Source organism: Cupriavidus sp. TMH.W2, assembly GCF_050847365.1.
GTDB lineage: Bacteria > Pseudomonadota > Gammaproteobacteria > Burkholderiales > Burkholderiaceae > Cupriavidus.
In genome coordinates, this window is the sequence record NZ_CP193792.1 from 2,412,521 (window position 1) to 2,425,834 (window position 13,314).

At 66.4% G+C, this 13,314-nt stretch carries 9 protein-coding genes; 1 reads left to right on the forward strand and 8 read right to left on the reverse strand.

The window, feature by feature from the left end:
* Nucleotides 1-28: 28 nt before the first annotated feature.
* The 8 genes from ACREYQ_RS11155 to ACREYQ_RS11190 form a co-directional block, all read right to left on the reverse strand.
* A complete protein-coding gene (locus tag ACREYQ_RS11155; RefSeq protein ID WP_432257667.1) occupies nt 29-760 on the reverse strand; it encodes a phosphoribosylanthranilate isomerase in 732 nt (243 codons plus the stop codon).
* Nucleotides 747-1,565: a tRNA pseudouridine(38-40) synthase TruA gene (gene truA, locus ACREYQ_RS11160; protein WP_432257668.1), complete on the reverse strand. Its 819-nt coding sequence runs from the start codon at nt 1,563-1,565 to the stop codon at nt 747-749. The genes ACREYQ_RS11155 and truA overlap by 14 nt, the downstream gene beginning before the upstream one ends.
* Nucleotides 1,566-1,716: 151 nt before the next feature.
* Nucleotides 1,717-4,554, reverse strand: coding sequence for a FimV/HubP family polar landmark protein (locus tag ACREYQ_RS11165; protein ID WP_432257669.1), 2,838 nt, complete (start codon nt 4,552-4,554; stop codon nt 1,717-1,719).
* A gap of 286 nt (nt 4,555-4,840) precedes the next feature.
* Nucleotides 4,841-5,977: an aspartate-semialdehyde dehydrogenase gene (asd, locus tag ACREYQ_RS11170; RefSeq protein ID WP_432257670.1), complete on the reverse strand. Its 1,137-nt coding sequence runs from the start codon at nt 5,975-5,977 to the stop codon at nt 4,841-4,843.
* Between the two features lie 420 nt (nt 5,978-6,397).
* Complete coding sequence (gene leuB, locus ACREYQ_RS11175) at nt 6,398-7,465, reverse strand: 3-isopropylmalate dehydrogenase (protein WP_058698476.1); 1,068 nt, start codon at nt 7,463-7,465, stop codon at nt 6,398-6,400.
* 34 nt (nt 7,466-7,499) lie between these two features.
* Nucleotides 7,500-8,150 carry a 3-isopropylmalate dehydratase small subunit gene (gene leuD / locus ACREYQ_RS11180; RefSeq protein WP_432257671.1) on the reverse strand — a complete coding sequence of 217 codons (651 nt, stop codon included), beginning with the start codon at nt 8,148-8,150 and terminating at the stop codon, nt 7,500-7,502.
* 19 nt (nt 8,151-8,169) lie between these two features.
* Complete coding sequence (leuC, locus tag ACREYQ_RS11185; RefSeq protein ID WP_432257672.1) at nt 8,170-9,579, reverse strand: 3-isopropylmalate dehydratase large subunit; 1,410 nt, start codon at nt 9,577-9,579, stop codon at nt 8,170-8,172.
* Between the two features lie 414 nt (nt 9,580-9,993).
* A protein-coding gene (locus ACREYQ_RS11190; RefSeq protein WP_432257673.1) for an IS3 family transposase occupies nt 9,994-11,564 on the reverse strand; the annotation gives its coding sequence in 2 pieces (ribosomal slippage) (nt 9,994-11,135 and nt 11,135-11,564; 1,572 coding nt in all).
* 258 nt (nt 11,565-11,822) lie between these two features.
* Between ACREYQ_RS11190 and ACREYQ_RS11195 the strand changes: the two genes are divergently transcribed.
* Complete coding sequence (locus tag ACREYQ_RS11195; protein ID WP_432257562.1) at nt 11,823-13,211, forward strand: IS4 family transposase; 1,389 nt, start codon at nt 11,823-11,825, stop codon at nt 13,209-13,211.
* Nucleotides 13,212-13,314: the final 103 nt, after the last annotated feature.

The following is a 13,314-nucleotide window of genomic DNA, read 5'->3' on the forward strand; positions in this document are numbered from 1 at the left end:
ACGCGGGAGACGCGAAAGACGGCCCGGCTCATCCTGCCTCGGCACTGCGCACTGCGCGCACGAACGCGGCGATGCGGGCGTGGTCCTTCACGCCCCTGGCGGCCTCTACCCCGCTGCTGACATCCACGGCGTAGGGCCGCACGCGTTCAATCGCGCCAGCGACGTTTTGCGCGTTCAACCCACCACTCAAAACGATGCGAGGAGCGCCGCTTGCGTTCGGGTTGCCGGTAGCTGGTACCGGGGGAGTAGGCGGAAGCCATGCCGGAGGAATCAGGGTCCAGTCGAAGACGTGGCCGCCACCGCCATAGCCTTCGACGAAGGCATCGAGCAGCAAGGCAGCGGCATCACGGTATTGATCGGCGAATTCTACCAAATCGAGGCCGGGGCGGACACGGGCGGCGCGCAGGAACGGCAGCCGGCAGCGCTGCGATGCCTGCGAGCAGAACTGGGGGGTCTCGTCGCCATGCAGTTGCAGCAGCGTCAGCGGCACCCGCTCGGCCACATGGGCGATGTCTTCCACGTCGGCATTGACGAACAGCCCCGTGATCGCCACGAACGGGCCAGCGGCCTCGGCCAGGGCCGCGGCGCGCGCCACGTCGACGTAGCGCGGGCTCTTCGGGTAGAACACCAGGCCGATGGCGTCGGCGCCGGCGTCCACGGCGGCGCGCACATCCTCCTCGCGGGTCAGGCCGCAGATCTTGATGCGGGTGCGGGCCGGCATGTGCGTCGTGCTGCCTTCGGCGGCTTCAGGATGCGTCATCGAAGACTCCATGGAACAGGCTTGCGGACGGATCGGCCGCGGGAAGCCGGTAAGGATCAGGATACTTGACGCCGACGAGGTAGAGGCCGTCCGGCATGAAGGTCGGCGCCGCCAGCTTGCGCTCGCGCCCGGCCAGCACCTGCGCCAGCCACTGCGCCGGGTAGCGTCCGCGCCCCACCGCCACCAGGCAGCCCATCAGGTTGCGCACCATGTGGTGCAGGAAGGCACTGGCGCGAAAGCGCAGGAACACCCAGTTGCCGTCGTCCCGGATGGTGACGTCGTACATCGTCTTGACCGGCGACTTGGCCTGGCACTCGGCGGCGCGGAAGGCGGAAAAATCATGCTCGCCGATCAGGCAGGCGGCCGCTTCGCGCATGGCGTCGACATCCAGCCGCTGGCCCGGCGGCAGCATCTGGTAGCCGGCTCGGCCTTGCACCAGCGGCACCCGGTGCGGGCCGGTGTAGAGCGCGTAGTAGTACATGCGCTCGAACGCCAGGAAACGGGCATGGAAGCCATCGTCGACCGGCAATGCCCACTGCAGCGCGATCGATGGCGGCAGGAAGGCATTGACGCCGCGCACCCAGGAAAAAGGCTCGCGCTCCAGTGCTGTATCCAGGTGGATGACCTGTCCGAGCGCATGCACGCCGGTATCGGTGCGCCCCGCCACTGTGGTCAGCAGGCGCACGCCGGCAAAGCGCTCGATGGCGTCTTCCAGGCGGTCCTGGATGGTGTTGCGGTGCGGCTGCGACTGCCAGCCCGAAAAGGCGGCGCCGTCGTAGTGCAGGCCAAGGGCGATGCGGTTCATGTCAGGGGATCAGGCAAGGCGGCGGGCACAGGCTCAGGCGCAGTGGTTCACGCCACGCCCGCCGGAAAAGCAAATGCGCCGGAAGGGACGCTTCCGGCGCATCGCTTCAGGCCGCGGCAGCGCGTGCCGCGGCCGGACCGTCAATGATAGCTCAGGCCACTTCCTGGAGCAGGGAACGGGCCTCGGCCTGCAGCGGGTCCTGCGACTGCTCGACCACTTCCTGCAGCAGTTCGCGCGCGCCTTCCTTGTCGCCGATTTCGATATAGGCGCGGGCCAGGTCCAGCTTGATCTGCATGTCGCGCCCGCCGTCCATGCCGTCGGCCGACAGCGTGCTCGGCGCCCCCCCTTGCGTGAGGTAGCCGCCGGTGTCGGGGGCCACGCGCGACAGGTCGATCGGCTCGGCCAGCTTGCCGTCATGCAGCAGGGTGGTGGCCGGCAGCGGCGCGGTGGCCTCGTCCAGCGCGGCCTTGCTGCGCGCATCGTCCAGCGGGGCACTGCCCAGGTCGAGCGACAACCCCGACATGTCAAACTCCAGCGGGCGGCCGCGGGTCGGCGTGTCGAGCCTGGGCACGTCGTCGGCAAGCGGGTCGACGCCGGACTCAGGCAGGCCAAGATCCAGGCGCACGGCCTCGCCGGCATCCTGCGCCTCGGCGCCGAACACCATGGCCGCGGAGGCCGGGGCGACGATCGGATCGCCGGCGGCCGGTGCCGGGAAGGCGTCCAGCGGCAGCGCCAGGTCGCCCAGCGACGGCTCCAGCGTCGGGATCGAGGCCGGGTTATGCGACGGATCCTGCGTGCGCCACTGGTCCGTTGCCGGCGATGCCGTCTCGGGACCCGCGGCCTCGGGCGTCACCGCCAGGAAAAGCGCGTTGCCCGGTTCCAGCGCGCGCCCCATTTCTGCTGCCTTCAGCCATTCCGCCCCGTGTCCGCCGGTCTGGGCGAACATTTCTTCTGCAATCACGCGGAACCCTTCCACATCCTGTCTGTTGCTGTAAATCTCCAGGAGCTTGAGCCGTACCGGCTGTTGCTCCGGGTTTTTCTCCAGGGCTTCGCGCAGGATTTCCTCTGCCTGCACATCGCGCCCATAGGCGATATAGACCTCGGCCTCGGCGATCGGGTCGACCTCGTTGGCTTCCGGCGTGTTGTTGCCAATACGGAAATCCGCACCGAACACGCTGTGCTGCGAGGTATCGACGCTCTGCCCGCCGGCCGTGCCGAACAGCGAATTGGCGCCGGCCATCACCGTGCTTTCCTGCGACAGGACGCTGTCGCCGAAGCCGGTCGTATCGCTTGTCTTCTGCTGCTGGCGACGGCGGTAGATCGCGTAGACGCCCAGCAACGCCACCAGCAGGCCGCCGCCCGGCAGCAGCATCGGGTTGGCCAGCAGGCCATCGACAAACGACGGTTCGGGCACCGGCGCGGGCTGCGCCACCACCGGCGGCGTGCGCTTGACCGCAGGAGCCGATGCCGCGGCCGCATCCTGTGCGGCCTTGGCAGCCACGGCGGCAGCCGGTTGCGAGGCGGGCGCTGCCGCCACGGCCGAGGCGGCTGCCGGTGCCGCGGCGTCCGCGGCGCTGGCGCCGGCTGTTGCCGCGGCAGGTGCGCTGGCTGCCGCAACAACGGTTGCGGCAGCCGTCGCGGCGGCAGCAGCCGGGGCCACGGCATCGGCCTTCGGCGGCTGGGCCGCCACCACGGTCGGCGCCGCCGCCGCGGCCTTGGCCGCTGCGTCAGCCTTTTCCTTGTCGGCCAGCGCGGCCTGGTTGGCCTGGCTCAGCTTGGCGATCTCGACGTTTTTCAGCTCGAGCAGCTTCTGCATGTCGCCGACGTTCTTTTCCAGCTGCGCCAGGCGCGCTTGCGCCTCCTTGAGCTCGCGCTCGCGCGCGACGCCGGCTTCGGCCTTGGCCGCGGCGTCGGCCTGCGCGCCACGCGCGGCCTTGCTGAGCTTCAGTTCATCGCGCGGGCCGTCGGCCGGGGCGGCCTGCTCCTGCACGCGCGCGGTCACGTTGCCCGATTGCTGGCGCCCGCTGTCGGGCTCGACCGACTTGGCCGCGGCCGCGCTGGCCAGCCGGCTGCGGTAGGCGTCAAAGCCCTGCGTACGCGCAACCACCTCGCGGCGGGCGGCCTTCGGCGTCACGGCTTGCACCTGCTGCTGGGTCGGGACCTGCAGCACCGCGCCGCTGCGCAGCCGGTTGATGTTGCCGCCGATAAAGGCGTTGGGATTGTTGCGGTAGAGCGCCACCAGCATCTGGTCCAGCGAGACCGATTCCTGGCCTTGCACGGCTTCGCCGGCAATGCCGGAAAGCGTGTCGCCGCGCTGCACGGTGTAGCCGCCGCCGGGCGCCATGTCGGCGCCGCCGCTGGCGGCCGGCGCCGGGGCGCGCTGCGCACTCCGGCGGGCCGGGCGCGCGAGTGCGGCTGGCCTGGCAACCTCGGCCGTGGCGGCAGGCGCAGCCTGCTGCGCGGGCTGCGGTGCGGCCGCTGCCGGCGGTGCATCCGGTGTTGCGGCCGGCACCACCGTCGCCGGCGAGAAAGTCTGGTTGGAGGGCCTGGCCCCAGCAGGGTCAAGCAGGAAGGTATAGGCGCGCGAAACCTTGCCGCTGGCCCAGCTCATGTCGACCAGGAGGTCGACAAAGGGCTCGCTGATCGGCTGGGCGGAGCGGACCCGGGCCACGTAGCTGCCGTTCGGGCGGCGCTCGACCTCAAGCCGCAGGCTGCCGATGGCCGGCAAGTAGGTCAGCCCGGCCGCGGCATAGGCTGCTGGCGGCGCCAGCTTGACGCTGAGTCCCGCAGCCTCCTCGGCACTGACCCCACTGATGTCGATCTCAGCCTGCAGCGGCTGCCCCAGATTCGACTGTACCCGCAATTGCCCGAACCCCGCGGCATATGCGGCCGGCTGCGCAAGCAGCAGGCCCAGTGCCGTGACGGCCAGCGTTGACCAGCGCTGACGGGCAGTAGGCGCATCTTTCCGGCGATGTTGGCTCACACTCACCTTATGCTCCGTTATGTTTTAGTAGCGATATGAATCGACAAACCGACCCCATAAACCAGGTCCGCCCGGCTGGCGGGACATTCTGAACGGCCCCTTTGCCAGCCCGCGTGCAGATGCCAGCACCTGCAGGCGCGGGGCGCATGCCGGCGTATTGTGACGCATCGCCCGGGAAAATAGGCGCCCGGATACAACAACGCCGCGCATGGGCGCGGCGTTGTTGACAATGCGATCCATTCTGTTGCCTGGCTGCAACGGACGCAGCCGGGCAACAGGTGGCGGCCCTGGATCAGGATTCGATCAGGATACGCAGCATGCGGCGCAGCGGCTCGGCCGCGCCCCACAGCAGCTGGTCGCCGACCGTGAAGGCCGACAGGTACTCGCCGCCCATCTGCATCTTGCGCAGGCGGCCAACCGGGATCGTCAGCGTGCCGGTCACGGCAGCGGGCGTCAGGCCGGTCATGCTGGCTTCGCGCGTATTCGGCACCACCTTGGCCCACGGGTTGTGGGCGGCAAGCATGCCTTCGATCTCATCGAGCGGCACGTCGCGGCGCAGCTTGATGGTCAGCGCCTGCGAGTGGCAACGCATCGCGCCGATGCGCACGCACAGGCCGTCCACGGCGATCGGCGTGGCGCCGGTCGCGCCCAGGAAGCCCTCGCCGCGGCCCAGGATCTTGTTGGTCTCGGCGCCGCCCTTCCACTCTTCCTTGGACTGGCCGTTGCCCAGGTCCTTGTCGATCCAGGGAATCAGGTTGCCGGCCAGCGGCACGCCGAACTGCTTCGTTTCCTCGGCGGACAGGCCGTGCTGGGTCGACAGGATGGTGCGGTCGATTTCCAGGATGGCCGAGGCCGGGTTGTCCAGCAGCGGCCTGACCGACGCGTTCAGGGTGCCGAACTGGGTCAGCAGTTCGCGCATATGCTGCGCGCCGCCGCCCGAGGCCGCCTGGTACGTCATCGAGGTCATCCACTCGATCAGGTCGGCCTGGAACAGGCCGCCCAGGCCCATCAGCATGCAGCTGACCGTGCAGTTGCCGCCGATGAAATTCTTGACGCCCTTGGACAGCGCGTCCTTGATCACGCCCTGGTTGACCGGATCCAGCACGATGATGGCATCGTCCTTCATGCGCAGCGAAGACGCCGCGTCGATCCAGTAGCCCTTCCAGCCGGCCGCGCGCAGCTTGGGGAAGACCTCGTTGGTGTAGTCGCCGCCCTGGGCGGTCAGGACCACATCGCACTTCTTCAGCGCTTCGATGTCATTGGCATCTTTCAGCGTGGTTTCGTTCTTCGCCATGGCGGGCGCCTTGCCGCCGGCATTGGACGTGCTGAAGAAGACGGGCTCGATATGGTCGAAATCACGCTCTTCCTGCATGCGTTGCATCAGGACGCTGCCAACCATTCCCCGCCAACCGACGAGACCTACAATCATGACTTACCTCGATGTGATTTGAACTTCCCCGCCATTTTCCTCGCCCGGCGTGGCTGCGCGGGGAAGACGGGCAGGCACGACGAACGGATCTAGGCGATCGCGGTTTTAATAGTGGTTTTAATCGTCGTTGCAGATTGGCCGAGCGAAATCGTGCCGACCGGGCCGCGGGTAGCGGTCAGGGCAACAACAGCAGTCAGGGTGGACTGGGAAAATCGGGCCATCCGGGAAGTCTACACGATTTTGCGGCGCTGCCGCAGCGTGGGAATTGGGGACAAATTCAAGAAATCGAACTGAACACGCAACACCATTCCCGCTCAATCATCGTCGTTCCCGCGAAGGCGGGAACCCAGTGACTTTTAAGACGCTGGGTTCCCGCCTCCGCGGGAATGACGGTGGAATTTTGATGCGTGCTGCAGTGACTTACAGTGCCGCCAGCACCGCGTCACCCATCTCGCGGGTGCCGACCTGCTTGCAGCCCGGCGTCAGGATGTCGCCGGTGCGGTAGCCCTGGGCCAGCACCTTCTTGACCGCATTCTCGATGCGGTCGGCCTGCCCGGCGCGGTTCAGCGAATAGCGCAGCATCATCGCCGCCGACAGTATGGTGGCCAGCGGATTGGCCACGCCCTTGCCGGCGATGTCCGGCGCCGAGCCGTGCGACGGCTCGTACAGGCCCTTGTTGTTGGCATCCAGCGAAGCCGACGGCAGCATGCCGATCGAGCCCGTCAGCATGGCGGCCTCGTCCGACAGGATGTCGCCGAACATATTGCCCGTGACGATCACGTCGAAGCTCTTGGGCGCCTTGACCAGCTGCATGGCGGCGTTGTCCACGTACATGTGCGACAGCTCGACCTCCGGGTACTCCTTGTGCACCTCGATCACGATATCCTTCCAGAACTGGAAGGTCTCGAGCACGTTGGCCTTGTCGACGCTGCACAGCTTCTTGCCGCGCTTGGCGGCAGCCTGGAACGCCACGTGGGCGATGCGGCGGATCTCGGGCTCGCTGTAGCGCATGGTGTCGAAGCCTTCGCGCGCGCCCTTGAACAGGCCGTCCGGCGCTTCGCGCACGCCGCGCGGCTGGCCGAAGTAGATGTCGCCGTTCAGTTCGCGCACGATCAGGATATCCAGGCCGGCCACCAGCTCGGGCTTCAGGCTGGAGGCGCCGGTCAGTTCCGGATAGCAGATCGCCGGGCGGAAGTTGGCGAACAGCTGCAGGTGCTTGCGCAGGCCCAGAATGGCCTGTTCGGGGCGCAGCGGACGGTCCAGGCTGTCGTACTTCCAGTCGCCGACGGCGCCGAACAGGATGGCGTCGGCCTCCTTGGCCAGCTTCAGGGTGTTCTCCGGCAGCGGATGGCCTTCGGCCTCGTAGCCGGCGCCGCCCACCGGGGCGGTTTCGAGTTCGAACTTCTCGTCGAGCGCGTTCAGGACCTTGACGGCCTCCGCGACGATTTCGGGACCAATGCCGTCACCCGGCAGGACTGCGATCTTCATGCTGTGTCTTCCTTGTTTTATGTCCGTACGGCGTTCAGCCGACCAGGCGGTTGTTCAGCCACGGCATCTTCGCCACGCGTTCGGCCTCGTAGGCCTTGATCTTGTCGGCGTGACGCAGGGTCAGGCCGATATCGTCGAAGCCATTGAGCATGCAGTACTTGCGGAACGGGGCGATGTCGAACTCATACGCCTGCCCGCCGGCCGTCAGCACCACCTGCTTGTCCAGGTCGATGGTCAGCTTGTAGCCGTTGAAGGCGTTGGTCTCGTTGAACAGGTGGTCGACCTGCTGCTCGGTCAGCACCACCGGCAGCAGGCCGTTCTTGTAGCAGTTGTTGAAGAAGATGTCGGCAAAGCTGGGCGCGATCACGGCGCAGAAGCCGAATTGCGTCAGCGCCCACGGTGCGTGCTCGCGCGAGCTGCCGCAGCCGAAGTTGCGGCGCGCCAGCAAGATCGAAACGCCCTGGTAGCGCGGCTGGTTCAGCACGAAGTCCGGGTTCAGCGGACGCTTGCTGTTGTCCATGCCGGGCTGGCCGACATCCTTGTAACGCCACTCGTCGAACAGGTTGGGGCCGAAGCCGGTGCGCTGGATCGACTTCAGGAACTGCTTCGGGATGATGGCGTCGGTATCGACGTTCTCGCGGTCGAGCGGCGCCACGAGGCCGCTGTGTACGGTGAACTTGTCCATGTTCTCTTTCCTTGCTTCCTCAGCCCAGCTTGCGGATATCGACGAAATGGCCTTCGATGGCGGCGGCCGCGGCCATCGCCGGGCTTACCAGGTGCGTGCGTCCGCCCGCGCCCTGGCGGCCTTCGAAGTTGCGGTTCGAAGTCGAGGCGCAGCGCTCGCCCGCATCGAGGCGGTCGGCATTCATGGCCAGGCACATCGAGCAGCCGGGCTCGCGCCATTCAAAGCCGGCGGCCTTGAAGATCTTGTCCAGGCCTTCGCGCTCGGCCTGTTCCTTGACCAGGCCCGAACCCGGCACCACCAGCGCCAGCTTCACGTTCGAGGCAATCTTGCGGCCCAGCTTCTGCACCACCCAGGCGGCGGCGCGCATGTCTTCGATGCGGCTGTTGGTGCAGGAGCCGATAAAGACCTTGTCGATATTGATGCTCTCGACCGGCACGTTGGGCTGCAGGCCCATGTATTCCAGCGCGCGCTCCATGGCGTTGCGCTTGTTCGGGTCCTTTTCCTTCTCGGGATCCGGCACGCGGTCTTCGATGCTGATCACCATTTCCGGCGAGGTGCCCCAGGTCACCTGCGGGCGGACCTCTTCGGCGCGCAGTTCGACCACCTGGTCAAAGTGCGCACCCGCATCGGAATGCAGCGTGCGCCAGTAGCCCACGGCCTGCTCCCACTCCACGCCCTGCGGCGCGTAAGGGCGGCCCTTCACGTATTCGAGCGTGACGTCGTCCACCGCCACCAGGCCGGCGCGCGCGCCCGCTTCGATGGCCATGTTGCAGACCGTCATGCGGCCTTCCATGGTCAGGTCGCGGATGGCCGAGCCGGCGAACTCGATGGTGAAACCGGTACCGCCCGCGGTGCCGATCTTGCCGATCACGGCCAGCACGATGTCCTTGGCGGTGCAGCCGCGCGGCAGCTTGCCTTCCACCCTGACCAGCATGTTCTTGGCCTTCTTGCCCAGCAGCGTCTGCGTGGCCAGCACGTGTTCCACTTCGGAGGTGCCGATGCCATGCGCCAGCGCGCCGAACGCGCCGTGCGTGCTGGTATGCGAGTCGCCGCACACCACCGTCATGCCCGGCAGCGTCGCGCCCTGCTCCGGCCCGATCACGTGCACGATGCCCTGGCGGTGGTCGTTCATCTTGAACTGGGTGATGCCAAAGCTGTCGCAGTTGGCATCCAGCGTGTCGACCTGCAGCTTCGACACCGGATCGGCAATGCCCTGGCTGCGGTCGGTGGTCGGCACGTTGTGGTCCGACACGGCCAGGTTGGCACTGATGCGCCATACCGGACGCTGCGCCAGCTTCAGCCCCTCGAACGCCTGCGGGCTGGTCACTTCGTGCAGCAGGTGGCGGTCGATGTAGAGCAGCGTGGTGCCGTCTTCCTCGACGTGGACGGTGTGGTCATCCCAGAGTTTGTCGTAGAGCGTCTTGGCCATGATGCGGTGGCGGCCCGGATGACCCGTCCCTGGCAGGAGAGGCCCGCGGAAACCGCGCAGTAGTTTGCAGGGGTTTTATTCGCTTCAATCGCGGTGGCGAGCGAAGCGGCATGCCGATGCGATGGCAATGCGATAACGCATGATCGCGCCGGAAGCCGCCTGAAGCGAGCGTTATTTCAAGCGTGACTGCGATGCTTGACTGTGCAATCAATTATGCCACAGGGGGTGCGGCAGTCAGCCCCCTGCCCGGCCCGGGCGGCGGCTGGAATGTAATGTGATTGGCGAAAGGGGGATTTCGCGGATGGCGAAAAGGTTTTGCCGGCTTCGCCTTGCGACGACGCCGGCAGCAGGCTCCCCGGCCTGTACAGCGAGGGAGAGGGGTGGCGGCGCGCGTCAAGGTAGATGTCGCCTCATTCATGCAGCCAAACGCTGGTTTTCGGCGCCTGGCTTGATACCGGTGGGCACGGCAATCTCGCGCTCCGGATTGAGCGTGACCGTGTCGATTGGCGACCAATCTCGAGTGTTGCATGACCAGCGACGCGGGTTGCGCTCACGGGCCTGAACGTACAGCGCGTGGCGCGCGGCGAGAATCTTGTCGTCTTGACCGGCGTGGCGCTGTGCCGGGCTCACGTAGCGGATGCCGCTGTGCCGGTGCTCATGGTTGTACCAGTGGACGAAGTGGGCCGCCCACGTACGCGCCGTGGCCAGATCGGCAAAGCCTGTAGACGGGAACTCCGGCCGGTACTTGGCCGTGCGGAAGAGGCTTTCGACGAAGGCATTGTCGTCGCTCACGCGCGGGCGCGAGTACGAAGGCTTGACCCCCAGCCAGTGCAGCATCGCCAGCACCGTGGTGGCCTTGAGCGTGGCGCCGTTATCGCCATGCAGCACCGGCTTGGCCGCCATGGCATGGATGCCTTCGGCCAGCGCCGTGCGCTTGACCAGATGCGCCGCGTGGTCGGCGTCGTCACGGTCGTGAACCTCGAAACCCACGATCTTGCGGCTGTACACGTCCAGGATGAGGTACAGATAGAACCAGCGCCCGGCGACCTCAGCCGGCAAATAGGTCATGTCCCAACACCACAGTTGGCGTGGCCCGGTGGCCACGTGCGTGGTGGGCGGACGGCTTTGGCGCGGCGCCTTGGCGCGTCCTCGGTGCCGGGCCTGCCCATGGGCGCGCAGCACCCGGCCGAAGCTCGACTCGCTGGCCAGGTAGACACCCTCATCGGCCAGCATGGGCACAATGCGCGCCGGCGGCATGTCGGCGAAGCGCGGCTCGTTGGCAACGGCCAGAATGCGTTCGCGCTCCTCGATGCTCAGCGCATGCGCGGGCGTGGGCCGCTCGGCCCCGGGGCGGCGGTCGCCGACCACCAAGCCATCGTGGGCCTTCCAGCGTTGCAGCGTCCGCACGGTTATGCCAGCTACCTCGCAGGCCAGGCGCAGGCGAGCACCGCCTGCGTGAGCGGTTTCGATATGGCGGACCATCGTGTGGCGATCTTCCAGGCCGATCATGCGTCCTCGTCCTTGTCCTTCGGGAAGATGCCCTCGAGCTTTTTTGAGAGTATCAACAGGGCGGCGGCTTCGGCCAGGGCCTTCTCCTTGCGGCGCAGCTCGCGCTCGAGTTCCTTGATGCGGCGCCGATCGGCCTTGGTCTCACGATGGGTGGCGCGCGCATCCTCGGGCTCAGCCAGCGCCTGCGTGGCGGCGGTGCGCCACTGCTCCAACTCCTGCGGATACACACCTTTCTCACGGCACCAGGCGTTCTTACTGGCCTCGTCCATCGCAGCCGTCGCCAGCACCGCCTCAAACCTGGCCGCCGCTGTCCATGCTCGCTCGCGAGCGGGCATGGACATAGCGTCCGCACGCCAGCGCTCAAGCGTGGCCACTGCCACACCCAATTCCCTTGAAACCACTTCCACCGCCGCACTCTCCGGCGGTAACAACCGTGCTACCGCCCGGTCCTTGAATTCTTGTCCGTAACGAGCCACTTCTTTCTCTTATCGCCCCCAGGGTTCAAATTCTATAGGGGCGACATCTATTCTGCCGCGGGGGGGTGGGGTGAGGGCGGGCGCTGGCCGGAGCCACGGTGCTGGAAAAAACCGTTGGCCCCGCTTGATGTGGCTCCTTGCTAGACCACCCCTCACCCCGGCCCTCTCCCCGTGAGGCTTGTCTTTACCCACATCTCGATAGGAAAGGTTGTAAACGGGATTGGACGGTGTTAACTTCGGGGAAGTTGACAATCAGTGGTGGCAATTTTGTCTGATACGGAAGATCTGGAAGACTGGGCCAGCGACGAATTCGGTGGCGCTCAGTTGGGCGATGCACGTCGCACGCAGCGCCTTGTGGCATTGGCGCGCGGACTAGCGCAAAAAGCCCATGTTTCGTTCCCGCAGGCCTTGAGTGGTGCCCAACTCAAGGCGGCATATCGCTTCTTTGATAATGAGGCGGTCGACCCGGACGGAATACTGGCGAGCCACGTCGTTCAAACCGTGGGTCGCATGCAGCAGGTACCTGTCGTATTGGCGGTGCAGGACACCACGGAATTCAATCTGGCAAATTTGCCCGCGACTGAGGGACTTGGTCACGGCACGGGCGGCAATTTGCGCGGATTCATGTTGCACAGCGTGCTGGCGGTGACGCCTGAGGGCCTGCCACTGGGCGTGTTGAGCATGAAGACGTGGGTGCGTGCGCCGCAAGCATCGGGCAAGGCCAGGCAGCGCCGGGCGCTGTCCATTCGTGACAAGGAAAGCGTGAAGTGGCTGGAGGGGCTGGAATGCCTTGAGCCGCTCAAGATGCAGTGTCCGGACACGCACCTTGTTGCCGTCAGCGATCGCGAGGGCGATGTGTACGACGTGTTCCTGGCGCAGCGCCCAGCGGGGGTGGACTGGTTGGTGCGGGCCGCCTGGAATCGGGGCGTGGATCACCCAGAGAAGTATCTGTGGGAGACGGTTGCTGCGGCCCCCGTACTCGGGGAGACCGTCCTGCACGTGCCCAGGAGTGGCGCCAGGCAAGCGCGTAGCGCCCGACTGGCTTTGCGCTGTGTGCCCGTCCAACTGCGACCGCCGCGCAGCCGCGGCGCAGAGGCCCTACCAAGCCTCGAAGTGTTTGCCATTCACGCACTGGAAATCGATCCGCCCGAAGGTGTTGAGCCGCTCGAATGGATGTTGCTCAGTTCGATGCCCACCCAAACGCTGGAAGATGTGCTGGAACGGCTGAGCTGGTATGCCCGGCGCTGGACCATTGAATCCTGGCATCGTGTCCTGAAAAGTGGCTGCCAGATCGAGGCTCGGCAGTTCGGGACGCTGGAGCGGTTCCTGCGCGCCACGGCGCTGTTCGCCGTGATCGGCTGGCGCATCATGTACGCGACCATGCTCGGCCGGCTTGAAGCCGATATCCCTTGCTCGGTGCTATTGCAGTCGCTCGAATGGCAGGCCTTGTACTGCCGCACGCACGGCACAACCAAGCCACCGGAGCAGGCACCCAAACTCAGCGAAACGGTCCTTTGGATCGCCAAGCTCGGTGGCTACCTGGGTCGCAAAAACGACGATCCCCCCGGTGCTACTGTCCTCTGGCGCGGCTTCCTCGTTTTGCACGAAATCACCGAAATGTATCGGATCTTCCAGAAAAACGAGTAAGCCGCCGGAAGTTGTGGGTAAAGGCAAGCCGTGAGGGGAGAGGGAGAACACCTTGCCTGGGCAAGCTCGGGCGGCTTGGGAGCACCCAACACCACCCTCCTCG